At 59.7% G+C, this 25,323-nt stretch carries 26 protein-coding genes; 18 read left to right on the top strand and 8 right to left on the bottom strand.

Features of this window, described 5'->3' with window-relative positions:
• Positions 1 to 6: 6 nt before the first annotated feature.
• Together AB731_RS10670 and AB731_RS10665 are read left to right on the top strand one after the other, a co-directional pair.
• Entirely contained in the window at positions 7 to 411 is a 405-nt protein-coding gene (locus tag AB731_RS10670) for a ferredoxin (RefSeq protein WP_047094149.1), read from the top strand.
• Between the two features lie 114 nt (positions 412 to 525).
• Positions 526 to 2,598 carry a spermine/spermidine synthase domain-containing protein gene (locus AB731_RS10665; protein WP_231638925.1) on the top strand — a complete coding sequence of 691 codons (2,073 nt, stop codon included), beginning with the start codon at positions 526 to 528 and terminating at the stop codon, positions 2,596 to 2,598.
• Between the two features lie 76 nt (positions 2,599 to 2,674).
• Here AB731_RS10665 and def read toward each other — a convergent pair whose 3' ends face one another.
• Together def and recR are read right to left on the bottom strand one after the other, a co-directional pair.
• Positions 2,675 to 3,241: a peptide deformylase gene (gene def, locus AB731_RS10660; protein WP_047094150.1), complete on the bottom strand. Its 567-nt coding sequence runs from the start codon at positions 3,239 to 3,241 to the stop codon at positions 2,675 to 2,677.
• Positions 3,242 to 3,276: 35 nt separating this feature from the next.
• Entirely contained in the window at positions 3,277 to 3,873 is a 597-nt protein-coding gene (recR, locus tag AB731_RS10655; protein ID WP_047094151.1) for a recombination mediator RecR, read from the bottom strand.
• 53 nt (positions 3,874 to 3,926) lie between these two features.
• On the opposite strand from recR, the gene fmt reads away from it, so the two are divergent.
• The 3 genes from fmt to AB731_RS10640 are packed head-to-tail and all read left to right on the top strand — an operon-like array spanning position 3,927 to position 6,702.
• Positions 3,927 to 4,832, top strand: coding sequence for a methionyl-tRNA formyltransferase (fmt, locus tag AB731_RS10650; protein WP_047094152.1), 906 nt, complete (start codon positions 3,927 to 3,929; stop codon positions 4,830 to 4,832).
• Positions 4,829 to 5,587 carry a tRNA pseudouridine(38-40) synthase TruA gene (truA, locus tag AB731_RS10645; RefSeq protein WP_047094153.1) on the top strand — a complete coding sequence of 253 codons (759 nt, stop codon included), beginning with the start codon at positions 4,829 to 4,831 and terminating at the stop codon, positions 5,585 to 5,587. The genes fmt and truA overlap by 4 nt, the downstream gene beginning before the upstream one ends.
• Positions 5,588 to 5,589: 2 nt before the next feature.
• Positions 5,590 to 6,702, top strand: a complete 1,113-nt coding sequence (locus AB731_RS10640) for a zinc-binding dehydrogenase (RefSeq protein WP_047094154.1) — start codon at positions 5,590 to 5,592, stop codon at positions 6,700 to 6,702.
• A gap of 15 nt (positions 6,703 to 6,717) precedes the next feature.
• Here the strand turns inward: AB731_RS10640 and AB731_RS10635 are convergent, their stop codons facing one another.
• From AB731_RS10635 to cobS, 4 genes are all read right to left on the bottom strand, one after another.
• Positions 6,718 to 8,907, bottom strand: a complete 2,190-nt coding sequence (locus AB731_RS10635; RefSeq protein ID WP_082126462.1) for a transglycosylase domain-containing protein — start codon at positions 8,905 to 8,907, stop codon at positions 6,718 to 6,720.
• 216 nt (positions 8,908 to 9,123) lie between these two features.
• The gene (locus AB731_RS10630) at positions 9,124 to 10,761 is read right to left on the bottom strand and encodes a M28 family peptidase (protein WP_052769030.1); all 1,638 of its coding nucleotides are present in this window, start codon (positions 10,759 to 10,761) and stop codon (positions 9,124 to 9,126) included.
• Positions 10,762 to 10,873: 112 nt separating this feature from the next.
• Positions 10,874 to 12,481, bottom strand: a complete 1,608-nt coding sequence (locus AB731_RS10625; protein ID WP_052769031.1) for a M28 family peptidase — start codon at positions 12,479 to 12,481, stop codon at positions 10,874 to 10,876.
• A 76-nt stretch (positions 12,482 to 12,557) separates the two neighbouring features.
• Positions 12,558 to 13,541, bottom strand: coding sequence for a cobaltochelatase subunit CobS (gene cobS, locus AB731_RS10620; protein ID WP_047094157.1), 984 nt, complete (start codon positions 13,539 to 13,541; stop codon positions 12,558 to 12,560).
• A 71-nt stretch (positions 13,542 to 13,612) separates the two neighbouring features.
• Here cobS and AB731_RS10615 point away from each other — a divergent pair, with 71 nt between their 5' ends.
• From AB731_RS10615 to AB731_RS10605, 3 genes are read left to right on the top strand one after another with little or no spacing between them, the layout of a single operon-like run.
• The gene (locus AB731_RS10615; protein ID WP_047094158.1) at positions 13,613 to 13,972 is read left to right on the top strand and encodes a DUF1428 domain-containing protein; all 360 of its coding nucleotides are present in this window, start codon (positions 13,613 to 13,615) and stop codon (positions 13,970 to 13,972) included.
• Complete coding sequence (locus AB731_RS10610) at positions 13,972 to 14,580, top strand: glutathione S-transferase family protein (RefSeq protein WP_047094159.1); 609 nt, start codon at positions 13,972 to 13,974, stop codon at positions 14,578 to 14,580. The genes AB731_RS10615 and AB731_RS10610 overlap by 1 nt, the downstream gene beginning before the upstream one ends.
• 40 nt (positions 14,581 to 14,620) lie before the next feature.
• Entirely contained in the window at positions 14,621 to 15,484 is an 864-nt protein-coding gene (locus tag AB731_RS10605; protein ID WP_047094160.1) for an oxygenase MpaB family protein, read from the top strand.
• Between the two features lies 1 nt (position 15,485).
• Here the strand turns inward: AB731_RS10605 and AB731_RS10600 are convergent, their stop codons facing one another.
• Positions 15,486 to 16,082: a J domain-containing protein gene (locus AB731_RS10600; protein ID WP_047094161.1), complete on the bottom strand. Its 597-nt coding sequence runs from the start codon at positions 16,080 to 16,082 to the stop codon at positions 15,486 to 15,488.
• 55 nt (positions 16,083 to 16,137) lie between these two features.
• Here AB731_RS10600 and AB731_RS10595 point away from each other — a divergent pair, with 55 nt between their 5' ends.
• Genes AB731_RS10595 through AB731_RS10575 form a run of 5 tightly spaced genes read left to right on the top strand, consistent with a single transcriptional unit; the run spans position 16,138 to position 19,505 of the window.
• A complete protein-coding gene (locus tag AB731_RS10595; RefSeq protein ID WP_047094286.1) occupies positions 16,138 to 16,431 on the top strand; it encodes a BolA family protein in 294 nt (97 codons plus the stop codon).
• A gap of 2 nt (positions 16,432 to 16,433) precedes the next feature.
• Positions 16,434 to 17,135: a glutathione S-transferase gene (locus AB731_RS10590; RefSeq protein ID WP_047094162.1), complete on the top strand. Its 702-nt coding sequence runs from the start codon at positions 16,434 to 16,436 to the stop codon at positions 17,133 to 17,135.
• 12 nt (positions 17,136 to 17,147) lie between these two features.
• Entirely contained in the window at positions 17,148 to 18,035 is an 888-nt protein-coding gene (locus tag AB731_RS10585; RefSeq protein ID WP_047094163.1) for a pirin family protein, read from the top strand.
• Positions 18,036 to 18,075: 40 nt separating this feature from the next.
• Complete coding sequence (locus AB731_RS10580; protein WP_047094164.1) at positions 18,076 to 18,582, top strand: FKBP-type peptidyl-prolyl cis-trans isomerase; 507 nt, start codon at positions 18,076 to 18,078, stop codon at positions 18,580 to 18,582.
• Between the two features lie 2 nt (positions 18,583 to 18,584).
• Positions 18,585 to 19,505, top strand: coding sequence for an alpha/beta fold hydrolase (locus tag AB731_RS10575; RefSeq protein WP_047094165.1), 921 nt, complete (start codon positions 18,585 to 18,587; stop codon positions 19,503 to 19,505).
• A gap of 224 nt (positions 19,506 to 19,729) precedes the next feature.
• On the opposite strand, the gene AB731_RS10570 is transcribed toward AB731_RS10575, so the two are convergent.
• The gene (locus AB731_RS10570) at positions 19,730 to 20,830 is read right to left on the bottom strand and encodes a DUF2332 domain-containing protein (protein ID WP_231638924.1); all 1,101 of its coding nucleotides are present in this window, start codon (positions 20,828 to 20,830) and stop codon (positions 19,730 to 19,732) included.
• 42 nt (positions 20,831 to 20,872) lie between these two features.
• Here AB731_RS10570 and hisG point away from each other — a divergent pair, with 42 nt between their 5' ends.
• The 5 genes from hisG to thiL all read left to right on the top strand — a co-directional run bounded on the left by hisG (position 20,873) and on the right by thiL (position 25,264).
• Complete coding sequence (gene hisG, locus AB731_RS10565) at positions 20,873 to 21,568, top strand: ATP phosphoribosyltransferase (RefSeq protein ID WP_047094166.1); 696 nt, start codon at positions 20,873 to 20,875, stop codon at positions 21,566 to 21,568.
• Positions 21,568 to 22,863: a histidinol dehydrogenase gene (hisD, locus tag AB731_RS10560; protein WP_047094167.1), complete on the top strand. Its 1,296-nt coding sequence runs from the start codon at positions 21,568 to 21,570 to the stop codon at positions 22,861 to 22,863. Before hisG ends, hisD begins: the two co-directional genes overlap by 1 nt.
• Before the next feature lie 2 nt (positions 22,864 to 22,865).
• Complete coding sequence (gene nusB / locus AB731_RS10555; protein WP_156167443.1) at positions 22,866 to 23,324, top strand: transcription antitermination factor NusB; 459 nt, start codon at positions 22,866 to 22,868, stop codon at positions 23,322 to 23,324.
• A 76-nt stretch (positions 23,325 to 23,400) separates the two neighbouring features.
• The gene (locus AB731_RS10550) at positions 23,401 to 24,408 is read left to right on the top strand and encodes a hypothetical protein (RefSeq protein ID WP_047094169.1); all 1,008 of its coding nucleotides are present in this window, start codon (positions 23,401 to 23,403) and stop codon (positions 24,406 to 24,408) included.
• 28 nt (positions 24,409 to 24,436) lie between these two features.
• A complete protein-coding gene (gene thiL, locus AB731_RS10545; RefSeq protein WP_231638923.1) occupies positions 24,437 to 25,264 on the top strand; it encodes a thiamine-phosphate kinase in 828 nt (275 codons plus the stop codon).
• Positions 25,265 to 25,323 lie beyond the last annotated feature (59 nt).

Raw genomic sequence — 25,323 nt, 5'->3', positions numbered from 1 at the left:
AAATTCATGTCGATCAAGGAAATGATCCAAGACCACCCGCAAGTCGGGGCTGATTACAACGAACAATTGGGCGAAACCGTCAAGCACGCGATGTATTGCGCCGCGATAGCCAATTCGTGTGTCGATGCCTGCAATGCAGAACCCGGTGATATGTCCGAATGCATCCGCAAATGCTCCGACGCATCGGACATCTGTCAGGCCGTCAGCACGGTCGCCGCGCGCCGCACACACGGCAACACCGTGGTCATCAAATCGTTGCTGGAAGCATGCATTATCGCGTGCAAGGTGTGTGCGGAAGAATGCGCGAAGCACGACAACGCCCATTGCCGCCGGTGTGAGCGGATGTGCCGCGAAACTATGGAAGATTGCGTCAAGGCGCTGGAGGGCATGGTCGACGCGGCCACTGCCTAAGGAAATATCGGTTGCTCCGCCGCCTGCACCCAGTTGCTGGCGGCGGGCGATCTTAGGATGTTCTTAACCATAAGCGCCGTAGTGCAACCCTGACGTTTCTCAGGGGATTCTTTCGTGGATATTGCACAAACCAACCCGGCTGCGCTTGCCGGAAATTCCGAAACCAGCGCATCCGAAACGCAGACGGGCGAGAGCGAGACCGGCATTGCCACCCGCCTTGTCCTGTCAGCTGGCCTGATGCTGTTTGTGGAGCTGGCGCTGATCCGCTGGCTTGGTTCCAACGTGGTCCACCTGTCCTATTTTTCCAATTTTGTGCTGCTCGGGAGTTTCCTAGGCATTGGCGCCGGCTTCCTGATCAGCCGCAAGAGCTGGTCTGTGTGGCCGTGGTCGCTGCCGCTTCTCACATTGCTGACGATCGGCGTTATCCGCTACCCGATGAGTATTCAGCGCGAAGGCGGGGACATCATCTATTTCACCGCGCTTGAACTGGCCGGGCCGCCCGCCTGGCTCGCGCTTCCGCTGATTTTCTGTCTTGTCGCCGTGATTCTTGCTGGCCCGGCAGAGCTGGTTGGCCGCTGCTTCGCAAAACTGCCAGCATTGAAGGCTTATCGCTGGGACCTGATCGGTTCGCTGGCCGGTATCGTTGCATTCTCTGCGCTCAGTTTCCTGCACGCTCCCAGCATCATCTGGGGTCTGCTCGCCGCCGTTCTTTACATCGGCCTGTCGGACAAGAAGCGCCGTATCGCGATGATCGCCTGGACGGTTCCGCTGCTCGTCATCCTGTTCAACGAAAGCGTGGACGAAAACATCAGCTGGTCACCCTATTACAAGATCCAGACGCTGGAGAGCGATCCGCCAATCGATGGCGTGCTCAAAATCCGCGCCAACGGCGTGCCGCATCAGGTGATGGCGCCAAACAGCCTGCGCCGCGACATGGGTTACTCCATCTATTTCACGCCGTATGAACGCCGCGCTCCGGGCGAATTGGGCGATGTGCTGATTATCGGCGCTGGCTCCGGCTCAGACGTTGCCGTTGCGCTTCAGAACGGTGCCCGCAGTGTGGATGCCGTGGATATTGATCCGCGCATCATGGAAATCGGCGTCGAGAACAATATCGACCGGCCTTATCAGGACCCGCGCGTTACCCGCCATATCAATGACGGCCGCGCCTTCCTGCAAGGCACGGAAAAGAAATACGACTTCATCCTGTTCGCTTTGCCAGACAGCCTGACGCTGGTGAACGGTGCTTCGCAGATTCGTCTGGAAAGTTTCCTTTTCACCGAAGAGGCACTGCGCTCCGTGCGTTCGCGGCTGAATGAAGGCGGTTCTTTCGCCATGTACAATTACTACCGCGAAGACTGGCTGATTGACCGCTTGGCCAATACTGCCGCAACTGCCTTCGGCCACACGCCATGCGTCGACACTTTCGATGGCGCGCAGGCTGTGATCACCGTGGGACTGACGCCTGCCGATCAGGTTTGCGAGGGCATTTGGCAGCCTGTCAGCAGCGAAGCCGACATGGCGCCTGCCAATGACAATTCGCCTTTCATCTACTTCAAAGGCGACAACTTCCCCCCGCTTTATATCGTAACGCTGGGACTGATTTTGCTGGCCTCACTGATCACGGTTCGCACACTGGGTGGTCCGCTGAGCGAAATGCGCCCCTATGCCGATCTGTTCTTCATGGGCGCAGCCTTCATGCTGCTGGAAACGAAGAACATTGCGACCTTTGCGCTGCTGTTCGGCACCACGTGGTTCGTGAATGCGCTGGTGTTTGGCGGCGTGCTGATCGTGGTGCTGTGCGCGGTGGAATATACCCGCAAGTTCAAGACCCCGCCGATTGGCTGGTGCTATGCTGCGATGCTGGCATCACTGGTGGCCGCGTTCTTCATCCCTGAAGAATGGTTGCTGGCCATGTCTTTCGGCCCGCGTCTGGTGGCAGCGACACTGATCGCCTTCGTGCCGATCTTCATCGCCAACGTGGCCTTCTCCAAGCGTTTCCGTGAAAGCGGTGACACACGTTCCGCCTTTGCGGTGAACCTGCTCGGCACCATTCTGGGCGGCTGCCTGGAATATGCTTCGCTGTTCACCGGCTACAACAATCTGCTGATTGTAGTGGGCGCGCTGTATTTGCTGGCCTTCGTGCTGATCCCGAAGGTCCGCCCGCAGGTGGCCGCTGCTGGCTGAAACTGAACTCTTCTATACCCGAACCAGAAAGGGCCGCTCTGATGGAGCGGCCCTTTTTGTGTTCACAGAATAAAACTCACGCGGCCTGTCTGGCCTTGGCGAGCTTTTTCAAAGCCATGCCGCGCTTCAGGCGGCTGAGATGGTCGATAAACAGGATGCCGTTCAGGTGATCCATCTCGTGCTGGATGCACACGGCCAGCATGCCGGTCATTTCTTCTTCGTGGGTTTTGCCATCAAGGTCCTGCCAGCGCACGCGGCAGCGCGCGGGGCGTTCTACATCGGCGTAGATATCGGGAACCGACAGGCAGCCTTCCTGATAAGTACCGGTGTCTTCACTCGGGTCGAGGATTTCCGGGTTCACGAATACCCGCTTGTCGTTGATGACCGGCTGATGGGTATGCTTCGTCCCGTCATGCTCGCATGCCTCAGGCTCCGCATCCGGGTCCTCTTCCTGCAAGTCGATCACCAGCAAACGCAGCGGCTCGCCAACCTGGATCGCGGCAAGGCCGATGCCGTGCGCGTCATACATCGTCTCGAACATGTCATCGACAAGCGTCTTCAAGCCATCGTCGAATTTTTCGACGGGCGAAGAGATAATTTTAAGCCGGGGGTCCGGCGCTTCAAGGATTTCACGGATAGCCATGTCGGCAATTTAGTGCGGATCGCCGCCGGTTTCAATCAGGAGAGTGGCCTTCGCGCACGCAAAGCCTGCGCCAGCGTGCCTTCGTCGAGGTAATCCAGTTCTCCGCCAACCGGCAGACCGTGCGCGAGTTGCGTGATGCGGATTGGAAAATCCTCCAGCCGTTCGGCAATATAGTGCGCCGTTGTTTGCCCCTCCAGCGTCGCATTCATGGCGAGCACGACTTCGTCTATTCCGCCTGCCTCGACCCGGCCAAGAAGCTGGTCGATCGAGAGGTCTTCCGGCCTGACACCATCCAGCGCAGACAATTTTCCGCCCAGCACATGATAGCGCCCGGTATACAGGCGTGCGCGATCCAGCGCCCACAGGTCCGCTACATCCTCCACCACGCAAATGCTTTTCACGTCGCGGCGCGGATCGGCGCAGATGCTGCACGGGTTTTGCGTATCGACATTGCCACAGGACTCGCATTCGACCAGCTTGTCCCGGACGGCGCTCAATGCCGCTATCACTTGATCGAGGGCGGTCTCACGGTGCTTCACCAGCCACAGCACAGCCCGCCGCGCAGAACGCGGCCCAAGGCCGGGAAGCCGCGCCAATGCGGAGGCCAGATCTTCGATCTCTTGCGATGCCATTGGGGGACAGATAGGGGCTGGCGGGACTTCGAGAAAGGCCGGAGCATCATGTCATGCGCATAATTTTCATGGGAACGCCGGATTTCGCGGTGCCGACACTGAATGCACTGGTGGAAGCCGGGCATGAGGTGGCGGCTGTGTATACCCAGCCGCCCAGCCGGTCTGGCCGGGGCAAGCAGGAACGGCCCTCCCCTGTCCACGCCCGCGCCGAGGCGTTGGGAATCGAGGTGCGGCATCCTGTCAGCCTGAAAGGTGCCGGCGAACAGGCTGCCTTTGCCGCGCTCGATGCCGATATTGCAGTCGTTGCCGCCTACGGCCTGCTGTTGCCGCAGGCCATTCTGGACGCGCCGAAGCACGGATGCCTGAACGTCCACGGTTCGCTGCTGCCGCGCTGGCGTGGTGCCGCGCCGATCCACCGCGCTGTGCAGGCAGGCGACGCGGAGACCGGCATCACGATCATGCGTATGGAGCTGGGCCTCGACACCGGGCCGATGTTGCTGAAGGGTTCTACGCCGATCGCCGGCAAGACCACCGGTGAATTGCATGATGAATTGGCCGCAATGGGCGCTTCGTTGATGGTGGAAGCTCTGGCGCGCTTCGATACGTTGGAAGCGGAAACGCAGGACGATGCCCTCGCCACCTATGCGCCCAAGATCGACAAGGCCGAGGCGAAGCTCGATTTCACCAAGCTCGCCGATGTTCTGGAGCGCGAGGTCCGGGCATTCGCGCCTTTCCCCGGCAGCTGGTTCATGCTTGGCGGCGAACGGGTGAAATTGCTTCTGGCGGAACTTGCCGATGGAAAGGGTCCGCCCGGAACCATCCTGGATGATCGGCTCACCATATCCTGCGGCGAAGGAGCGTTACGCCCGCTAAGGTTGCAACGTGCCGGAAAGCCGGTGATGAGCGCGGAAGACTTCCTGCGCGGCAATGCAATCACCGCAGGCATGATCGCCGGATGACGCGCTTCGCTCTCACCGTGGAATTCGACGGCACGCCTTTCTTCGGCCTCCAGCGCCAGAAAAAAGGCCCCAGCGTGCAGCAGAGCATTGAGGATGCAGCCCATGCGGTGACGGGAGAGGAGGTCACGCTGCACAGCGCCGGGCGCACCGATAGCGGGGTCCACGCGCTGGCAATGCGGTGCCATCTCGATATAGAGAAAGACATCGAGCCATTCCGGCTCAGCCAGGCAATCAACGCACATCTGCGGCCCGATCCGGTCGCGATCACCCACTGCGAAATCAAGCCGGACGATTGGCACGCGCGCTTTTCCTGCATTGGCCGATCTTACGAATACCGCATCCGCAACCGCCGCGCTCCGCTGACGCTGGAAAAGAACCGCGCCTGGCATGTCGCACGTCCGCTGGATGCAGATGCCATGCACGAAGCGGCGCAATCGCTGGTCGGGCAGCATGATTTTACCACTTTCCGCTCTGCCCATTGCCAGTCCAATGATCCGGTCAAAACGCTCGACACGTTGAACGTGAGCCGTGAAGGCGATCTGGTCATCATCCGGGCCGCTGCGCGCAGTTTCCTGCACCATCAGGTTCGATCCATGGTCGGCACGCTGGCTATGGTAGGGCATGGACAATGGCCTGTGGAGCAGGTGGCAAAAGCACTGGAAGCGCGGGACCGGGCCGCTCTTGGGCTTAATGCCCCGCCGCAGGGCCTATATTTCGTCGCCGCGCGTTACCCAGATGACATTCAGGAGAATTAGACATGACCACGACTGGCCGCCAACTTGTTTCGACCCTCACTGCCGACGGCAAGCTGACCCTTGCGCTGGAAGAAAAGACCTTCCCAGCCCCCACCGGCAATCAAGTGCTGGTAAAAATGGAAGCCGCGCCGATCAATCCGTCTGACCTGTTCCTGATGACAACGGGCGCGGATCTGGAAAATGCGCAATACACGCCCGGCTCCATCGTGATGCAATTGCACCCGCAAGTCGCCGCAGCGCAGTCTTCCCGCCACGGCAAGCCGCAAACAGTTGGCAATGAAGGCGCAGGCACAGTCATTGCAGCGGGCGATGGCGAAATGGCGCAGAAACTGGTGGGCGCGCGCGTCGCCTGTGTTCCGGGCAATGCCTTTGGCGAATATGCACTGGCGGAGGCGATGATGTGCATTCCGCTGGGCGATCACACGTCAGAACAAGGCGCAAGTTCCTTCGTTAATCCGATGACCGCGCTGGGTTTTGTGGAAACTGCCAAGCGCGAGGGCAACAAGGCCATTATTCACGCTGCCGCTGCATCGAACCTAGGCCAGATGCTTAACCGCATTTGTCAGGAAGACGGCATCGGCCTCGTCAACATTGTCCGGCGCGAGGAGCAGGCAGCTACCTTGACCGACCAGGGCGCAAGCCATGTGGTGAACTCCTCGGCTGACGGTTTCGAGAAATCGCTTGCCGCAGCAATTGGAGAGACGCAGGCGTTTCTCGGCTTCGATCCCATCGGCGGCGGGACCACCAGCGACATCTGCCTGCGCGCCATGGAGCGCGTTGCTGCCGCACAAATGACCGAATTCAGCCGTTACGGTTCAGACCAGGCGAAAAAGATGTACATTTACGGCAGGCTGGACATGTCGCCCACGATCCTGACGCCAAGTTACGGATTTGGCTGGACGGTTTCGGGATGGCTGCTGATGCCGTTCCTTGCCAGCTGCGACATGCCAACGATGATGGGTCTGCGCCAACGCGTGGTGAACGGCCTGACCACTACCTTTGCCAGTTCCTACAAAGCCCGTGTGGGGCTTGAAGAAATGCTGACGAAGGATGCCATCATGGATTACGCCAAGATGAAAACTGGCGAGAAATATCTGGTCACGCCGCACGGCTGATCATGCGGCGGCGCGTCAGGGTTCGACCTCGATGCCCTCGCGCCGCAATTCTTCTTCCAGCCTTCGCGCGGCGGCTTCCTCGTCGAATTCGAACGAGAAGTCGCCGTCGCGCACGCCAATTTCCACCGGTACACCGTCGATATCGCTGACAATCACCGCTTCCCCGTCACGGATTATCAGGCGGCGACCGTCGCCAAGCGGAATATCTTGCAGATCGGGTACATCCATTGGTTCCACCGGACCGCTGGGATCGGGTGAAGGCGTGGGCCGCGGCGGTGATGCCTCTGCACCCAAGGCACCGCGCATGAACTGGCTCCAGATACGCGCAGGCAGTCCGCCGCCCGATATGCCGTTCAACGGCGAATTGTCGTCATTGCCTATCCATATCCCGACCACCAGATCCCCGGCATACCCGACAAACAGCGCATCGCGGTTGTCCTGTGTGGTGCCGGTCTTGCCGAAATTCGCTATGTTAAGCGTCGCAGCGCGCCCGGTTCCGCCGTTAATCGCAGCGCGCAACATTTCTTCGATATCGGCATGATCGCTGCTGTTCAGACTGCCGCGCCCGTTCCACATCCAGTCAAACCACCCGGCCTCTTCCTGAGGGAAGGCGCGCGGCTCCAGCGGGAAGGAGTTGGCAGCAACTCCGGCATAGGCGGCTGTCAATTCCAGCAGGCTCATGGTCGATGTGCCAAGCGCCAAGCTCGGGTCACCATCGGCCAGGGCAGACGTTACGCCCAGTTCGCGCGCGGTTTCGATGACCGCTTCACTGCCGACTTCATTGAATAGACGCACCGCCGCGACATTGGAGGATTGGGCAAAGGCTTCGCGCAAGGTGATCGTATCTGAATAACGGTCATTGGAATTGCCGGGCCGATAGCTGCCTTGCGTGAACTGCGTGTTCGGGATCGTATCACCCGGCTCCCATCCGGCGCGCAAAGCGGCGAGATAAACGAACAGCTTGAAGGTCGAACCGGGCTGACGGCGGGCCTGCGTTGCGCGGTTGAAAGGACTGGCCGCATAATCGCGCCCACCGATCATGGCGACAACTTCGCCGTTGGTACGCATTGCCACCAAAGCCACCTGCGCATCGCCCAGCGGCGCGCGGTCGATCACCTGGCGGGCGATGTTCTGAATGCGCGAATCCAGCGTGGTTGTCAGCGTTTGGCGGGAATAGGAAACATCGCTTAACTGGCGCGCCTGCGGCAATGCCCAATCCGCGAAATAGGTACCCGTCGGCAGGTCATTCCTGGTGCGAACGTCGAGCGCGGGGAAGCCCATCGCGTCAGCTTCAGCTTGCGTCACATAGCCTGCTGCTACCAGCGCGCCCTTCACCAGATCGTACCGTGCTGCAGCAAGTTCGGGGTTTCGCGTCGGGGCAAGCCGACTGGGGGCCTGCAACAAACCCGCCAGCATCGCAGCCTGTTCAGGCCGCAAATTTTCTGGCTGGCGGTAAAAATAATGCAGGCTCGCCGCGCGAATGCCGTACATATTATCACCGAAATAGGCGTTTGAGAGATATCGTTCGAGTATCTCATCCTTGGTCAGCCACGCTTCCAGCCAGAACGCAATCAGTGCCTCTCGCGCCTTTCGGGTCAGCGTCTGTTCCGGACTGAGGAAAGTAAACTTGGCCAGCTGCTGCGTAATCGTGGAGCCGCCTCCAACGCCAGTGAACGCAGCCCGCGCCACGCCGCGCGGATCAACGCCCCAATGGTTGTAGAACCGGCGATCCTCGATGGCCAGAAACGGCTCTATCACATGTGCTGGCAAATCTGCCACGAACACCGGCTCATCGACCATGGCCCCATTGCGGGCAATGGGCGTGCCGTCTGCGGCCAGCAACGTAATTTGCGGCGGAACAATGGGCTGCAGTGATTTATTCAGCGGCGCGGTGATAGCCAGATAAGCTACCAGCACGAAGAACAGCATCAGGATCGCTGCAGTCCAGCGGCTGATCCACCACAGCCATGATCGTCCGCGAAGCCGCTCCGGCAGGAAGCGGCGTAAACCTTTGCGCGGCGGCAGGGGCGCAGGATAATGGCCAGGAGCGTAGTGACCGGACGGGAAAGCCCCCGCCAGTCCATCATCGTCATCGTCCAAATCGTAAAGCGGAGACCAAGGCGAGTTTTCCAGCGCGAGATCGCGCTCGGACCAATCGTCCGCCCGGTCATCCCGCTTGCGCCGGGAAAAGGGATTGCGCCACATCGTTCTCACACCGCTGTATTAACAGAGCAATACAGTAAAGGCGAGTAGGTAATTGGCATCTGGCCGGCTCCACCATTTCGCAACATAGCGCCCAGTCGATGTGCGCCACATGCTGAATAACAGCTTAGTCCCGGCACCTCCAACGATTGCGAACGGAATCGCGATTGCCGCGCGCGCCTGAAAGTGGCCCCCCTCTGGCGACGCAACCGGCCTGCCTTATTCTTCGCCGACAACTGGTCCGCCGAATGTGTCACCGAAGAAATCCCCCGCAAGCCACGCCGGCCGCTCATTCATGTCAGCAACATTACGGGCAACCAGATAGCCAATGTCGGCAAAGCGGCCCAGCTGTTCGTAATCGATGCGGAATGCCTCATCCGATGGCTGGTGGTAATGCTCGGCCAGAAATTCGTTCTGCGCCTCTTCTCCGCCATTGCCGAAACCAAGATCGACATAAACTGCCGGAATGCCCGCCTGCACGTAGGAATATTGGTCAGACCGGAAGAAGAAACCTTCACCCGGATTTGGATCGGGCACAAGCTTCAGGCCGTATTGGCCCACTGCCGCGCCGACATAGGGGAAGATGTTGGACCGATCTGCACCGAACGCGACCACATCGTCGAACGGCCATGTCAGGATTGGCATATCGACATTGACGTTCACGGCCAGTTCGCCTGTTTCAATGCCGGGGTTGGCGGCGTGGTAAGAAGATCCCAAAAGGCCCATTTCTTCCGCGCCAAGCGCCACGAACATGACCGGACGACGCGCTGGTTCCGCCGCGATCAGCCGCGCCATTTCAAGCAGGGTTGCCACGCCGGAGGCATTGTCCATCGCGCCGTTGAACAACCGGTCATTCTCTGCGCTGTGTCCGGCCTGGATGCCGACATGGTCAAGGTGCGCCGTTACGACTACATATTGATCCGCCAGCGATGGGTCGGTGCCCGGCTGGATCGCGATAACATTGCTGGTGTCGAGCAGATGTTCATGGCTGTTGGCATAGCTGACCCGCGCCTCCCCGGTCAGTTCAAAGCTGCGCATCGGCGCCATTCCGCCCGCTTGCGCTACCGCAATTGCGTCAAAATCCAGGGCTTGCCCGGCCATGATTGCGCGTGACAATTCTGGTGAGGCCACCAGCTGAAATTCCATATCGCCCGCACGGTCGAAGGCGACGCCATCAGGGCCGACCCACGTCGTACCTCCGGTATTGCCGACAAAACTGCGACCACGTTCCCAAGACACGCGCCGTTCCAGAGTTGGCGTGAAAAGCAGTATGGAACCAACCGCTCCACGAGCCCCGAAGCGGTCTGCACCGGCCTGCTGCATGTGCATGGCGAGCAGCGGGTCCATACCTTCGGGCATGCCGAACACCCAAACGGCGATTTTTCCCTGCAGATCGACATCGGCAAAGCTATCATGCCCGAGGTCCGGTGCATCAAGGCCGTAACCGACAAAGACCATTGGCGCACTAACCCGGCCGCGTCCGTCTTCTCCGCCCGCGCTGGCAAGTCCGCCGCCGACGAAATCGTTGCCGAAGCTGGCTTTCACCCGGCTTCCATCAGCGCCAACGATTGCAAGGCGTGCATCGCCAGCCTGTGAATGACGCACGAGGGAGAAGTGCTGTTCCCAGCCGCCATCATCACCGCCGGGCTGCAAGCCAAGGCTGGCGAACCGTTCCGACACATACGCGGCAGCCATGTCATATCCTGGAGTACCCGCTTCGCGGCCTTCCATGTCATCATCGGCAAGAATGCGCACGTCGCGTTCCAGCGCGGCGCGATCTGTCAGCGGATTTTCCGTTGATGGCGTTTGATCCGGCGCTTCTGCAGCCAGCGGCGCGGCGAGAACGCACGTCGCCATGGCAGCGAATAGAGATAGTTTTTTCATATGGTTAGCTTCAGCCCATCAGAAGATTTCTTGCGATGGATCGATAGCTACACGGGATTATCGCCTGCGCAAGTACCCGCCGCGCTTATTCGGCAGGAGCCGCAGGCGCACCGCCAAATGTCATGCCGAAGAAATCACCGGGAAGCCATGCGGGGCGCTCCGCCATGTTGCCCACATTGCGGGCGATAAGATAATTGACGCCAGTGAAGCGGGCCAGACCGCCAAAATCAATCAGGCCGATTTCATCGGATGGCTGATGGTAATGTTCCGAAAAGACAACGGCCTGCGCCACTTCACCGCCATTGGCGAAACCAAGGTCAAGATACACCGCCGGAATACCCGCAATCACATAGGAATATTGGTCAGACCGGGTGAAGAAGCCCTGCTCCGGCTGCGGATCGGGGCTGAGGGTCAGGCCGTATTCCTCCGCAGCTGAACGTACCGCCGGGTAAAGCGTCGAACGCTCCGCCCCGAAGGCCACCACATCCTGAAAATCATAGGTGACAACAGGCATATCGAGATTGACGTTGGCGATTATCTGGCCCGTCGCCAGTCCTTGGTTGCGCGCATGGTAGCTGGAACCGATCAGCCCCTTTTCCTCCGCCGTCAAAGCCACGACAAGGAACGGGCGCGCAGCAGGCGTTTCCATCAGCAGGCGGGAAACTTCGAGCATGGAGGCAACGCCGACCGCATTGTCGAGTGCGCCGTTAAATATCTCGTCGTCACCCACTTCCTCGGTCGGCTGAATTCCGACATGGTCGAGATGCGCGGTCAGCACGACATATTCATCCGCCAAAGCAGGATCGCTGCCGGGGATCATGCCGATCACATTGGGGCTGTCGATATCGTCAAATTCACTGGCAAAGGTGATCGTGGCGCTGCGATCAAGCGCAAAGCTGGGCAGCGATGCGACGTCAGATTCTTCGGCAGCAGCAAGATCATCAAAATCGAATTGCTGCCCGTCCAGCAGCGCACGGCTGATATCTTCCGAAAGATAGCCTGATCCGGCGATGTTTGGCCCCTGCGAAAAGGCCATTCCATCCGGCCCGATCCACGTCATTGAGGAACTGTGCGACAAGTAGCCAACCAACCAATCCCAGCCGAATGTCTCAGCCATGCTTGGAGTGAACAGCGTCAATACACCAATGGCGCCGCGATCGGACAGGCGCTGATTGGTGCTGGACTGGAAATGCGCGGCCTCTTCGCTGTTCAAGCTGACCGGGCCGCCTCTGACACGCACGGCGATGGCGCCTTCCAGATCGACGCCTTCAAAACTATCGTAACCGGGCATGTCGAGGGCATAACCGACAAACACGAGCGGCGCGGTTACCGTGCCGCTTTGCACCTGCGGCCCGCCCCGCACGACGAAATCCACCTCGGGAACGAGCGCGTCCATGCCTTCGATGGAAATCGTATTGCCGCTTTCGGCTGCGCTATAGGTCCGCAGGGGAACATGCTGAAAGTAGGTGCCATTATCGCCTGCAGGTTCCAGCCCGAGCGCCGCCATGCGGCCCGCAACATATCCTGCCGCGCGTTCATGCCCGCGTGTTCCGGCTTCACGGCCTTCCATGTCGTCGGCGGCCAGGATGGTGAGATCGCGTTCCAGCAGGTCGTTATCGACAACGACCTGCGCGGTGGCTGGTGATGCCAGCAGAGCAAGCGGAGCAAAGAGCGAGGCGGGGGCGAATTTCATACGGGAAGCTCCTGCAGGCTCAGAGGCCTGTACTATATCCGCAGCCCTCCCCCCGGGCACTGCTGCAAACTTGGCCTCAGGCTTTCGCCACAACGCTTTCAGGAAGTTCCTTGTTGAACACCCGCTGGTAATATTCGGCCACCAGCATCCGCTCTGCCTCGTCACATTTGTTGAGGAAGCTGAGGCGGAAGGCGAAGCCTGCATCGCCGAAAATCTCGGTGTTCTGCGCCCATGTAATGACTGTACGCGGGCTCATCACGGTCGAGATATCGCCGTTCATGAAGCCTTGGCGCGTCAGGTCCGCCACGCGGATCATATCCGCCACCAGATCATCGCCCAAAGTGGTCTTCGCGCCGACGATCTTGCGTTCGGTTTCGGCAGGCAGATAATTCAGGCCCACGACGATGTTCCAGCGGTCCATCTGGCCCTGGTTGATTGCCTGCGTGCCATGATACAATCCGCTGGTATCGCCAAGGCCAACAGTATTGGCGGTGGCGAACAGGCGGAAGTTCGGGTCGGGGCGGATAACGCGGTTCTGATCGAGCAGGGTGAGTTTACCAGCCTGTTCCAGCACGCGCTGGATAACGAACATCACATCCGGGCGGCCCGCGTCATATTCGTCGAACACCAGCGCCACAGGGTGCTGCAAAGCCCATGGCAGGAGGCCTTCACGGAATTCTGTTACCTGAAGGCCATCGCGCAGCACGATGGCGTCGCGCCCGACAAGGTCGATCCGGCTGATATGCGCATCAAGGTTGATGCGAACCGTGGGCCAGTTGAGGCGCGCGGCAACCTGTTCGATGTGAGTCGATTTGCCCGTGCCGTGATAACCTTGGACCATCACGCGGCGATTGAAGGCAAATCCCGCCAAGATCGCCAGCGTGGTGTCCGCATCGAAGACATAGGTTTCATCAAGGTCGGGCACGCGCTCATCCGCCTTCGAAAAAGCGGGCACTTTCATGTCGATATCGATGCCAAACGTCTCGCGGACGTCAACTTCGATGTCGGGCGCGGCCATTACCGTGCGTTCGGATTCGCTTGCGTTGGTCATATCATTCATCGCCCGGCTGCCTAGACGTGGCGCCCGCCTGCTGCAACAAGGTATTGGGGCGGTATAGAGGGAGAGAGGATATGTATGTCCAGGGATTCCTTCTGGCAGTGCCGGAAGACAAGAAGAACGAATACGCTGCGATAGCCAAAAAATCCGGTGCGTGGTTTCGCGAACATGGTGTCACCGAAATCGTCGAAGCATGGGAAGATGACGTGCCCGACGGCAAAACCACAGATTTTCGCCGCGCGACCAAGGCAGCGGCTGGCGAGAAGATCGTTTTCAGCTGGATGATCTGGCCGGACAAGGTCACATGCGAGGCAGCTTCTGCAAAAATGGAAGCCGATCCATTCTGGGCCGAGCAAATGGGCAACATGCCGTTTGACGGAAAACGCATGATCTGGGGTGGATTCTCTCCGATCTTTACGACCGGGAGGGATTGATGGCCGGCAGCTACACCCTGTTCTTCAATCCGATGAGCCGCGCGCTGATCGCCAAATGGGCCTTTGCGGAAGTGGGTGTCGAACCGAAGCTGGCGATGGTGGAATGGGATGCCAAGCCTGCTGCGCTGCTTCAGGCGAATCCCATGGGCAAACTGCCAACTATCATCCACCATGCCAAAGGCGGTGACCGCGTTGTTACCGAAGCGGCGGCGATCTGCCACTATCTCGCGGAAATGGAAGCGCCCGATCTGCTTCCCCGCGAAGATGAAAAGGCGGATTACTTTCGCTGGATGTTTTTTGCCGCTGGGCCTGCCGAAAGCGCCATCATGAACAAGGCGATGGGGTGGGAGCCGGAGGGCGTGAAGCAGGAAGCTACTGTTGGCTTTGGCAGCTATGACCGGATGGTCGATACGCTAGACAACTGGTTCCAGCATCACGATTACGTGTGCGGCAAGCGCTTCACGATGGCTGATGTCTATGTTGGCGCACAAGTGGATTGGGGCCTGAATTTCGGCACGCTGACCGAACGCGACAGCTTCAAGGCATATCAGGCGCGCTTGCAAGGCCGCGACGCCTACAAAGCAGCGATGGCACCTCCGGCAGGCTAATCCCCCTCGACATCGCGCAGCGCTTGCCCACATTGGCGGTATGGCCCGACCACCCTTTGCTGATCCTGTAGAATTTGCCCGGCAAAAGCTGGTCGAACGCGTGCGGGCTGCGTTCAATGATAGCGCCAAGGGGGAGAAACCGATCCCGCCTTCGGATGATGCGCTGTTCGCGCCTGACACGCCGATCCGCATGGTCCATGCCGATCTGGTCAGCATGATGGTCGGCGGAATGGCGGCGCTGCTGCTGCAAATGCTCCACCCGCATGCGCTGAAAGGCGTGCTGGATTTCTCCAATTTCCGCGAGGATATGCACGGCCGCCTGCGCCGCACAGCGCGCTTTATCGCGGTGACTACTTACGGGCACAAAGACGATGCTGAAGCGGCCATAGAGCGGGTCAACCGCATTCACGCTGCCGTAAAAGGCACCTTGGCCGACGGTACGCCATATGAGGCCCGCAATCCGAATACCTTGGCATGGGTGCACCTGACCGAAGCGATGATGTTTCTCGAAGCGTGGCTGGTCCATGTCCGGCCAAACATGCCGATGGCTCAGCAGGACGAGTATTTTCGCCAGTTCGCCGTGATTGCGCGCAAGCTGGGCGCTGATCCGGTTCCTGAAACCAAGGCGGAAGCCCAGGCATTGTTCCGCGCAATGCGCAGCGATCTTCGCCCTTCGCCTGAGGCGCGCGAAATTGCGCAGCTGGTGCTGAATGAAACCCCGCCCGGACCTGCCGGGCGGGTTCAGCCCTTCATGGCCAATGCTGCGGTCAGCCTGCTGCCGCCGTTTGCCCGCACAATGCTGGATCTGGAGCCACCCGGCCTTGCCGCCTTGCCAACACGGCTCGTCACCGGCGCGCTGGGCGGGACGATGCGCTGGGCTTTCAAGCAGAACCCGCGCCGCTGATTTACTCGAAAGCCGCTGCTTTGCGCAGAAGCTGATAGGCTTCCACCACTTGTTGCAACCGCGCCTCATGGCTGCGATCACCGCCGTTGCGGTCGGGATGATAACGGCGGACCAGATCGGAATATCGGCGACGCAGCTCTGGCCGGTCAGCCTTCGGACCAAGCCCCATGGCGCTCAGCGCCTCGCGTTCTCTTGGCGTAAACCGGCCGTAACTTTCACGGGAATGCGTCTGGCGATGCGCAGCGCGGCGGATGCCTTCTGCCCGCGCGCCTATGGCATCCAGCGGATCGGTGAAGTCCGCCCAGCGCGGCATTCCGTCAATCCCAGCCGTCGGGCGGAAGGCCTTGCTTTCGGTCTGCCAGCCGGATCCTGGCGCTTGGGCCGCGTAAATCTCATCAGCATTCATGCCTTCGAACCAATCATAGCCGTCATTGAATTCGCGCACATGGTCGAGGCAGAACCAGCGCCAGTCGCCCGGCCCGTCAAAAGAATTGCCCTGCCGGCCCGGCGCGCGAAATTCGCCTGCCTCTTGGCAAGTCGGATGTTCGCACACCCTGCCATCGCTATCGTAGCGTCCGTGGAACCGTTGGTTTCGCATGAACGCCATTGAATGGGGATTGCGCCAGCCGATTGGAACCCCCAACTCTGCCAGCATGAGCGGACCAGTCAAAAACGAGATCGAGCAATTGCTGACGCATGCGCTTTCCCCCACCCACCTCGACGTCATCAATGACAGTGCCCAGCACTCCGGTCATTCGGGCGATGACGGCAGCGGAGAATCGCATTTCACTGTTGTCGTTGAAAGCGCGGCCTTCGATGGCAAGAACCGCCTTGCGCGGCAACGCATGGTGCTCGGCGCGCTGGGCGATATTCCCGGCAACCGCGTCCATGCTTTCGCCATGAAATGCTACGCTCCCGGTGAGAGAGATGGGGGCGAAAGAGCTTAGACATGGAACTCTGGTATTGGCCCGACTTGCCCGGACGCGGCGAATTTATCCGCCTGTACTGCGAGGCGAGCGAAATCGAATATACAGATATGGCGCGCGAGCAGAGCGCAGACGCGCTGGTGGAGCACATGCATGAATTGCAGGGCCGCCGACCTTTCGCCCCGCCATACATCGTCGACGATGAAGTGGTGCTGGGGCAGACACCGCTGATTTTGCAATATCTGTCTGACAAGCACGGGCTCGGTTCGGGCGAGATGGATGTCGACCTGCAATTGTTCCAGCTGCAAATGGATATCGCCGATTTCGTGGAGGAGGTTCACAGCGTCCACCACCCTATTGCACATGACCTGTTTTATTCGGACCAGATGGACGCAGCCTTTGAAAAGGCCGCCTATTTCCGCGCCCAGCGTATCCCGAAATATCTCATCCATTTCGACAATGCGATTGCATCGAGTGGCGGTCCTTTCACGCTCGGCCAGCAGTGGACACACGTCGACACCAGCCTGTTCCAGCTGATGGAAGGGCTTGATTATGCCTTCCCCAATTACATGAAGGCGATGCAGGGCAGCTGGCCGCATCTGGAAGGCGTGCAAGGCATCGTCCCCGATATCGAACCGCTGGCAGAATATCTCGCCAGCGAACGCCGGATCGAATTCAACGAAGACGGTATTTTCCGGCATTATGAAGAGCTGGACGACCAGTAAGGAACGGGCTGCATGAGCATCCTCAAGACCGTAACCCCCGTCAGCCATGATCTTGGCGCATTTACCGTCCGGCGGGCTGTGCCCTCCAGAGAAGCGCGCATGGTCGGGCCATTCGTGTTCGTCGACCAGTTCGGCCCGGCGCAACTTGATCTGGGCAGCGGCATGGACGTGCGGCCTCACCCTCATATCAACCTTTCGACCGTCACGTGGCTCTTCGACGGCGCGATTGATCACCGGGACAGCCTCGGCACTTTCTCCACCATCCGCCCCGGCACCGTGAATTTGATGACCGCCGGGCGCGGTATCGTGCATTCAGAACGCACCCCGCAGGAAGAGCGCGAGCGTGGCCCATCGCTTTACGGAATGCAGACATGGCTTGCGCTGCCCGATGGTAAGGAAGAGATCGATCCGGCCTTCGAAGCGGTCAGCGATTTGCCGTGGATCGACGGAGACGGAGCGCGGGCCTGCGTCATCATGGGCGAACTGTGGGGCGCGCGTGCGCCGACCACCTGCCATGCAGAAACGATCTATGCCGAAATCCTGCTGACCGAGGGCGGCTCCATCCCCATCGATGCAGAGGCGGACGAACGCGCGGTCATGCTGGTCGGCGGAGAAGCTGCGCTGGATGGTCAGCCCATCGCGCTGTACGATCTGGTCGTGCTGAAACCCGGAGCGGCCATGACGCTATCCAGCCGCACCGGCGCGCGGGTGATGCTGCTCGGCGGAGAAGCCTTTGCCACGAAGCGCCATGTCTGGTGGAATTTCGTCAGCAGCGACCGCGAACGGATCAATCAGGCCAAGGAAGACTGGCGTGAACGGCGCTTCGCCGCTGTTCCGGGTGATGAAGAGGAATGGATACCTCTGCCCGATGGAGAGCCGAAAACCGTGAGCTATCCTTAGAGGCTTTCGCGTGCCCGCCGATTGTGGCTATGGAGACGTCATGAAAAACACATTTCTCACACCCATCGCATTGGGCGCCGCCCTTCTCCTTTCCACTCCGGCATTCGCGCAGGATGCGCCAGCGCCCGAACCCGGTGCGCCGGGCAGCATGGAATGGCACAATGCCCAGCAGGCTGCACTGCACACGCTTGATGCGGCAGATGGCTGGTTCCGGCTTCCCCGCGGTATAATGTTCCGCCGGACTGCAGGTGATGGCACCGGGCCAGCTCCGGTAGTTTCGGACGAAATTACAATTCACTACACCGGCACTTTTGTTAACGGCGAAGTGTTCGACAGCTCTGTCGAGCGCGGCGAGCCAGCGACTTTTCCGCTGTCGCGTCTGATCGAAGGCTGGCAGGTGGCCATTCCATACATGGGCGTGGGCGACACGGCTGAAATCGTGATTCCGGCAACGGCTGCCTACGGACTGGGCGGCGGCAGAATGCCGGGCGGTGCGACCTTGCAATTCACTATCGAATTGCTCGGCATTCCCAGCAAGGGCGTTTGACTATGGCCGATCTGTCCCGCGTCAAACTTGCCAACGGCATTGAACTGGACGTTTGGGACAGCGGCCCGAAAGATGCGCCCGCGCTGATTTTCCTGCACGGTTTTCCGGAAAACCACCGCACTTGGCGGCACCAGATAGAGCATCTCAATTCCCGCTTCCGCTGCATTGCGCCCGATCAGCGCGGCTACGGCAATTCCTCCCGCCCCGAAGGCGTGGAGCATTACGAGCCTATGGTCGTCGCGCAGGATATTGGCCTTCTGGCGCAGGCGCTGGAGCTTGGCAGCTACACCATCATCGGCCACGATTGGGGCGGCGCGATTGCGTGGCTGGTGGCCGCTTTTGGCCAGGCGAGCGGCCATGTCACGCGCGCCGTGATCGCCAACGCCCCGCATCCGGTGCTGTTTGCAGAGCTGCTTCTGAAAGACCGCGAGCAGCGTGCCGCCAGCCAATATATGCGCACTTTCCGCGATCCGGCGCACGATCCCTTGGTGCGCGAGCACGGTCTTGGCGCATTGCTGCTGAAGGCGATTTCGTGGGACCGCAAGATTGCCAATGATCCGGCGGAGCAAGCGCTGCAAATGGAAGAGTGGGCCGACCAGACCCGCGCCTTTGCCATGCTCAACTGGTACCGCGCCAGTGGACTTTACGTGCCGAGTATGGACGAACCATTCGGCCTGCCCGCAAGCTATGCCGCCCCGCCCTTCCCCAAGCTGAAAATCCCGACGCTGGTGATCTGGGGCATGGAAGACGAAGCTTTGCTTCCCGCCAACGTCGACGGCCTGACTGACTGGGTGGAGAACCTGACGGTAGAGCGGATTGCGGACGCAGGGCACTTCATTCCATGGGAATCGCCCGATGCCGTGAATGCCGCGCTAGATGGTTTTCTCGCGCAGATCTTTTTGGCGGACGGCACATCAACTTGACGACGTACTTAACCCAGATTGCAAAGCATCTGTTAAAGGGGCATAGCCGTTCTCACAGTCGCTAGCTCTCTTTTCTACATCAACAATGACGGGCTTGATCCAGCAAGCCCTTTGTTCTTGTGAACTTTTTCTATTAATCCCACCTGATGACATAATTCTCTTCCCCCGTATTGACCAAATTTCATTGATTATTTTGATCATAAGGTCAGCGAACGATAATATTGTCAATCAGGCGCTTTCCAATCCACCCACGCACCATGCGGGTGTATCTCTGCGAGCAGCACTTCATCGTCGCCGCCGGGCCAATAGCGCAGCCGGCATTCCTGCTTGAAGGTCGCGCGGTTTGTTTCGGCCTTGATCCACGCGAGCGGCTTGTCCCCGGTCGCCAGAGCGCCCGCCGTTTCCATCGCGGCGGTTATCGCATCGCAGGCCTCATCCGGCATATATTGCCACATCACCGTGTGGAACAACACCCGCGTGATGCCCGGTTGCTGCTGCTGCGCCAACATATCTGCCACAAAAGCAGCGGCGTCTTGCTGCACCAGATCGGGCGGCGTTTCATTGGCCATGGCAATAGCGGCTTCCATTCGCACCATCCGTTCCGTTGCATCGGGCCAGACGAAGGCTTTGAGGCGCAGGGCCTGCTGCGAAACCGTCAAATCCACGGGCGACAGATCACATCCGCGAGCAGAGACGATTTCGACCGGACCTGCCGGTGGAGGAGGGCCTCGCCATGCTGGCGCAATGTGCATCTGCGAATTGCCTGGCCCAGCCTCTAACCCGCCAAGGTTGAAGTGAAAGCGGCCCATCATCGTGTTGATGCCGGCGCTCGCGCCAATCTCGTTCAGTGCGAATTTCGGTCCCAACCGGCCTGACAGCCACATGAGCCCTGCCATGATCCCGGCCGATCGCCCCGCTTCATTGGTTTGCGGCGGACCGTCGAGCCACGGCAGCAGCCTGTGATCAAATTTTCGCGCTGTTTCCACCACCAGCGCGTCCACCAGGCTCTGGTCGGACATCAACCCGCTGTAAATTTCCCCAAGCCGCGGCTCTTCTCCTGCCAAGTACAATGCGTGGAGGCCTCCGGTGACGCGCAGCGGCATTGCGTCGGCCATTGTCAGCCCCTGCCAATTGGCCAGCCGCCTGCCGGTTGCGGTATCGCTTTCGAGGACTGCCAGCAGGGCGCGGATTATGCGCGCGGTGGCCGGCGCACCGGCATTTTCTGCGTGATCGGCCTGCCACGCGATCGCTTCTGCAACCCCGGCAATCTCCATCACCAATTCCCCGCCTGATCCGGGCACTTTGGTCCCTGGTCCTTCGGCCATGCGCATTGCCCTTTACCTGCATCGCCCCTACATCGCGCGGCGATGACCAAAGTATCCCCCGCAAATGGCAATCCCGAGGGCCAATTCGGCCCGCTGATTTTCGCCGTCCCCAAGGGCCGCATTCTGGAAGAAGCGGTGCCCGTAATGGAACGCGCTGGCGTAGTGCCCGAAGCTGCGTTTCACGACAAGGCTGACAGATCGCTCAGCTTTGCCGATGAAACTGGCGATATGCGCATTTTTCGCGTGCGCGCTTTCGATGTCGCGACCTTCGTAGCCTTTGGCGCCGCGCAGATGGGCATTGTGGGATCGGATGTGATCGAAGAATTCGACTATTCCGAACTTTATGCCCCGATCGACCTTGGCATCGGTGAATGCCGTCTGTCTGTCGCTGAGCCGAAAGAACCGGTTGAATACAAATATGGCAACGCCAGTCACCTGCGCGTCGCCACCAAATATCCGGGCATCACCAGCCGCTATTTCGAACGGCAAGGCATTCAGGCAGAATGTATCAAGCTGAACGGCGCAATGGAACTTGCGCCTTACAGCGGGCTGGCCGGGCGAATCGTCGATCTGGTTTCCTCGGGGCAAACGCTCAAATCAAACGGGCTGGTCGAAAAAGACACGATCATGCAAATTACCAGCCGCCTGATTGTGAACCGTGCCGCACTGAAGACCGATCCGCGGGTTTCAGCACTTGTGGAACGGTTCCGCACTGCCATGATCGAGGACGCTGCGTGATGAAGCGCCTTTATTCGACCGACGCAGGTTTCGAACAGCAATTCACGCGCATGGTGAACGACCGGCGCGAGAGCGACGAGAGTGTGGCGCAAGACGTGCAGGAAATCTTGCGCGAAGTGCGCCGCGACGGCGACAATACCTTGCGCAATCTGACCATGCGGTTTGACAAGCATGCGTTGACAGATGATCCATCCAGCTGGCGTATCGGCAAGGATCAATGCGCCGCAGCCTACAATGATCTTGCATCAGAGGCGAAAACCGCACTCAACCTCGCGGCAGACCGCATCCGAGCCTATCACGAAGGGCAATTGCCGCAGGACCGCGACTACCGCGATGATGCCAATGTCCGGCTGGGCGCAAGGTGGTCACCGGTGGAGGCCGCAGGGCTTTATGTCCCTGGTGGCCGCGCGGCATATCCTTCCAGTCTGTTGATGAACGCCATCCCGGCCAAGGTTGCCGGTGTGGACCGGTTGGTCGTGGCCACTCCCACTCCGAAAGGTGAAATCAACGCCCTTGTCCTTGCTGCAGCCCATCTGTGCGAGATTGACGAGATCTGGCGCATCGGCGGTGCGCAGGCGATCGCCGCGCTCGCTTACGGCACGGACTCAATCGATCCGGTCGATGTGATCACAGGCCCGGGCAATGCCTGGGTGGCAGAAGCCAAGCGCCAGCTATACGGTGTTGTTGGCATCGACATGGTCGCCGGTCCCAGCGAAATCCTGGTCATTTCCGATAACCAGAGCGATCCCGACTGGGTGGCCGCCGACCTGTTGAGCCAGGCCGAACATGATCCCACCAGCCAGAGCATATTGATCACCGATGATGCAGAATTTGCAGAAATGGTGGAAGATGCGGTCGATGTCTTGTGCGCGCAGCTTGAAACGCGCGGGGTCGCCCGCAAGAGCTGGGACGATTACGGCGCATTGGTTGTGGTGGAAGATCTGGTGCGCGAAGCCCCTGCCCTCGCCAATCGCCTTGCTGCCGAACATGTCGAGCTGATGGTTGCCGATCCCGATACAATGTTTGCAGATATTCGCCACGCAGGCAGCGTTTTCCTTGGTCGCCACACGCCAGAAGCGGTCGGCGATTATGTCGCCGGGCCGAACCACGTATTGCCCACCGGACGACGCGCCCGCTTCGCCAGCGGCCTGTCGGTGCTCGATTTCATGAAACGCACCAGCTTTATCGAAATGGACGAAGCCGGATTGCGTGAAATCGGCCCTGCCGCGGCGACCCTCGCCGAAATAGAAGGGCTTCCTGCCCATGCCGCCAGTGTGAAAGTGCGCCTCAAATGAATATGCCGAAAAATTCCCAGGCCCGGTCCCGTGCCCGTTCCGCTGCGCGCCTTGCCGCGGTGCAGGCGCTGTACCAGCGCCATATGGAAAAAACCGCGCTAGCAAGACTGCTCGATGAATTTCACCAGCACCGGCTGGGCAAGGAAATCGAAGATGACCAGTACGAAGATGCCGAAGTCGAATTCTTCGATGATGTGGTTTCCGGCGTTGTGGCCCGGCAGGTCGAGATCGACAATTTGCTGATCAGCAAGCTGGCCGAAGGTTGGTCGCTTGCCCGCCTCGACAAAACTATGCTGCAAATCCTGCGCTGTGGCATCTTTGAATTGCTGGCGCGCGCCGATGTGCCGCTGGCCAGCGTTATCAGTGAATATATCGACGTCGCACACGCATTTTTCAACGAGCGCGAGGCGAAGTTCGTGAACGGTGTACTCGATGCCGTGGCGAAGGAAGTGCGTGCCTGAACGCCGGCATTAAGCCAGCATTCAATTACAACTGTCATCGATAACCCCGGGGCACGAATGCAAGCGGGGTTTATCAATGTTTACTGCACTTTTCGGAACAGCTTTGGCTGCAACTGGCGCGTGTGCGCAATTCACCGATATCGAGTGTTACGAGGCTGAACACGGGATCGTTTTGCACGGCGGCGAGGACGCCGCGGAGCTGGCGCGGCTGATAGACGAGGCCGCAACCAGCTTCACCAACCATTTCGCCGTACCCGAACGCGGAGTAGCGGTGGTTATAGGTGGCAATATCGATGGCGAACTGCATGGCCGCATCCTGGCGGCAGGAATGCGGGGGCTACCCTGGTATACTGGCGATACACTCCAGCAGCAGGCCGAAAATTCTGTCCGTGATCAGGTTATGGCGCAGATGGAAGGCAGGCCGCAAGCGGTGATCGATGGCGCGCTTGAACAGGCCCTGGCAGCGGTCCGGGCAAGGCGGGTGACCGAAAGATCGCCAAGCGCAATGATGCATGAAATTGCGCATCTGTTTTTTTCATCGCTTTACGGAAACACCCTCGGCGTAAGGCAATATGGTTCCGACGCGCCGGATTGGCTGGACGAAATGGCCGCCGTTTTGGCTGAAGACACCGAAATGGGTGAAGGACGCAGGCGGCAATTCGGTTCCCTTATTGGCGGTGACGGGCTGGAACGCCCATACGCGCTGGATGAATATCTTTCGATGACACATCCCGCGTTTGCCGGCGCTCTGGCCGCCGCCCATCGCACGCTGGGTGAGGTTCCGGAAAGTGGCAGCAGGATGATCGTGTTGTCGGGGGAGGAGGCAGAGCGCCTTCAGCAGCAAACAAATCCGGTGCGGTTCTACAGCCAGTCGCGCGTCTTCGCGGACTTCATGATCGAACAATCCGGTGACGCGCGCATATTTGCGCAAGTTGCGCAGGCCCTGAAATCAGGCGCAAGCTTTGAAGAATGGCTTGCCTCCAATACCGCAGGGCTGCCGCAGCAGATTGCCATTCTGGAAGCGCGCTGGCAGAGCTTCGCCAACGCGTACGCATTGACGGAGCATCACGATAGACGAGAATGAATTTATTGCCGCCCTGCGCGGCCTGCCCTTGCACAAGGGCGCGCGCGGGTTGCGTGATGATGCAGCTGTCTTGGCACTCGGCAATCAGGTGTTCGTTCTGACGCATGACATGATGGTTGAGGGCCGGCATTTTCTCAGCTCTCAAAACATGGCCGATGTTGCATGGAAACTTGTTGCCACCAACCTTTCGGACCTCGCTGCCAAAGGCGCGGAACCTGTTGGCGTGCTGCTGGGGCATATGCTGGGCAATGGCGATGCCGATTTCGTCGCAGGACTGGATGATGTGCTGTCGCACTATGGTGTCCCGCTGCTCGGCGGCGATACTGTTGCAGGTGATGGCCCGCGCGCCTTCGGCCTGACCGCGATTGGTCGGGCATCGCACACTCCTGTGCCTTCACGTGCCGGAGCCGAAAATGGTGATGCACTGTTTGTAACGGGGACACTGGGCGCAGCGATGCTGGGCCTCGAAGCGTTTCAAGCTGGCACCGGCGGCGATTGCACAGCCTACACCCGTCCGATGGCGCGTGTGGCAGAAGGGCAGGACCTTGCCCCGCTTGCCAAGGCGATGATGGATGTTTCGGACGGCCTGTTGCTTGATGCATTCCGGATGGCAGAGGCAAGCGAAGTGTCTATCGCAATCGATAGTGCTGCTGTGCCAGTGGCCGATCCCGAACGCCGCATTGATTGCATGACCTGGGGCGACGATTACGAACTGCTCTTCACTCTTCCGGAAGGGACATATCCTCCCGTTCCGGCGACCCGGATCGGATCCGTGGAGCCGCAGGGCTTTGCCGCGCTGTTTTTGGACGGGGAGGCGATCACCAATCCCGAAGGACTGGGATATCTGCACAAATAGGCAGGAATTGCCCGCACCAGAGGAAAAGCCACGCTTTACGCTTGTCGAACAGGATGCTT

Source organism: Aurantiacibacter marinus, assembly GCF_001021555.1.
Taxonomy (GTDB): Bacteria; Pseudomonadota; Alphaproteobacteria; order Sphingomonadales; family Sphingomonadaceae; genus Alteraurantiacibacter; species Alteraurantiacibacter marinus.
This window is presented reverse-complemented; position numbering and strand designations above follow the sequence as displayed.

Coding starts and splice junctions, on each gene's coding strand:
- AB731_RS10630 (WP_052769030.1), bottom strand. CDS start 10,761: ATGGCGACGTGCGTTCTCGCCGCGCCGCTGGCTGCAGAAGCGCCGGAT.
- hisG (WP_047094166.1), top strand. CDS start 20,873: ATGACCAAAGTATCCCCCGCAAATGGCAATCCCGAGGGCCAATTCGGC.
- AB731_RS10575 (WP_047094165.1), top strand. CDS start 18,585: ATGGCCGATCTGTCCCGCGTCAAACTTGCCAACGGCATTGAACTGGAC.
- AB731_RS10640 (WP_047094154.1), top strand. CDS start 5,590: ATGACCACGACTGGCCGCCAACTTGTTTCGACCCTCACTGCCGACGGC.
- AB731_RS10550 (WP_047094169.1), top strand. CDS start 23,401: ATGTTTACTGCACTTTTCGGAACAGCTTTGGCTGCAACTGGCGCGTGT.
- AB731_RS10585 (WP_047094163.1), top strand. CDS start 17,148: ATGAGCATCCTCAAGACCGTAACCCCCGTCAGCCATGATCTTGGCGCA.
- AB731_RS10605 (WP_047094160.1), top strand. CDS start 14,621: ATGGCCCGACCACCCTTTGCTGATCCTGTAGAATTTGCCCGGCAAAAG.
- AB731_RS10610 (WP_047094159.1), top strand. CDS start 13,972: ATGGCCGGCAGCTACACCCTGTTCTTCAATCCGATGAGCCGCGCGCTG.
- AB731_RS10580 (WP_047094164.1), top strand. CDS start 18,076: ATGAAAAACACATTTCTCACACCCATCGCATTGGGCGCCGCCCTTCTC.
- AB731_RS10635 (WP_082126462.1), bottom strand. CDS start 8,907: ATGTGGCGCAATCCCTTTTCCCGGCGCAAGCGGGATGACCGGGCGGAC.
- AB731_RS10670 (WP_047094149.1), top strand. CDS start 7: ATGTCGATCAAGGAAATGATCCAAGACCACCCGCAAGTCGGGGCTGAT.
- def (WP_047094150.1), bottom strand. CDS start 3,241: ATGGCTATCCGTGAAATCCTTGAAGCGCCGGACCCCCGGCTTAAAATT.
- nusB (WP_156167443.1), top strand. CDS start 22,866: ATGCCGAAAAATTCCCAGGCCCGGTCCCGTGCCCGTTCCGCTGCGCGC.
- recR (WP_047094151.1), bottom strand. CDS start 3,873: ATGGCATCGCAAGAGATCGAAGATCTGGCCTCCGCATTGGCGCGGCTT.
- AB731_RS10625 (WP_052769031.1), bottom strand. CDS start 12,481: ATGAAATTCGCCCCCGCCTCGCTCTTTGCTCCGCTTGCTCTGCTGGCA.
- AB731_RS10570 (WP_231638924.1), bottom strand. CDS start 20,830: ATGGCCGAAGGACCAGGGACCAAAGTGCCCGGATCAGGCGGGGAATTG.
- AB731_RS10590 (WP_047094162.1), top strand. CDS start 16,434: ATGGAACTCTGGTATTGGCCCGACTTGCCCGGACGCGGCGAATTTATC.
- AB731_RS10595 (WP_047094286.1), top strand. CDS start 16,138: ATGAGCGGACCAGTCAAAAACGAGATCGAGCAATTGCTGACGCATGCG.
- truA (WP_047094153.1), top strand. CDS start 4,829: ATGACGCGCTTCGCTCTCACCGTGGAATTCGACGGCACGCCTTTCTTC.
- fmt (WP_047094152.1), top strand. CDS start 3,927: ATGCGCATAATTTTCATGGGAACGCCGGATTTCGCGGTGCCGACACTG.
- AB731_RS10600 (WP_047094161.1), bottom strand. CDS start 16,082: ATGCGAAACCAACGGTTCCACGGACGCTACGATAGCGATGGCAGGGTG.
- cobS (WP_047094157.1), bottom strand. CDS start 13,541: ATGAATGATATGACCAACGCAAGCGAATCCGAACGCACGGTAATGGCC.
- AB731_RS10615 (WP_047094158.1), top strand. CDS start 13,613: ATGTATGTCCAGGGATTCCTTCTGGCAGTGCCGGAAGACAAGAAGAAC.
- hisD (WP_047094167.1), top strand. CDS start 21,568: ATGAAGCGCCTTTATTCGACCGACGCAGGTTTCGAACAGCAATTCACG.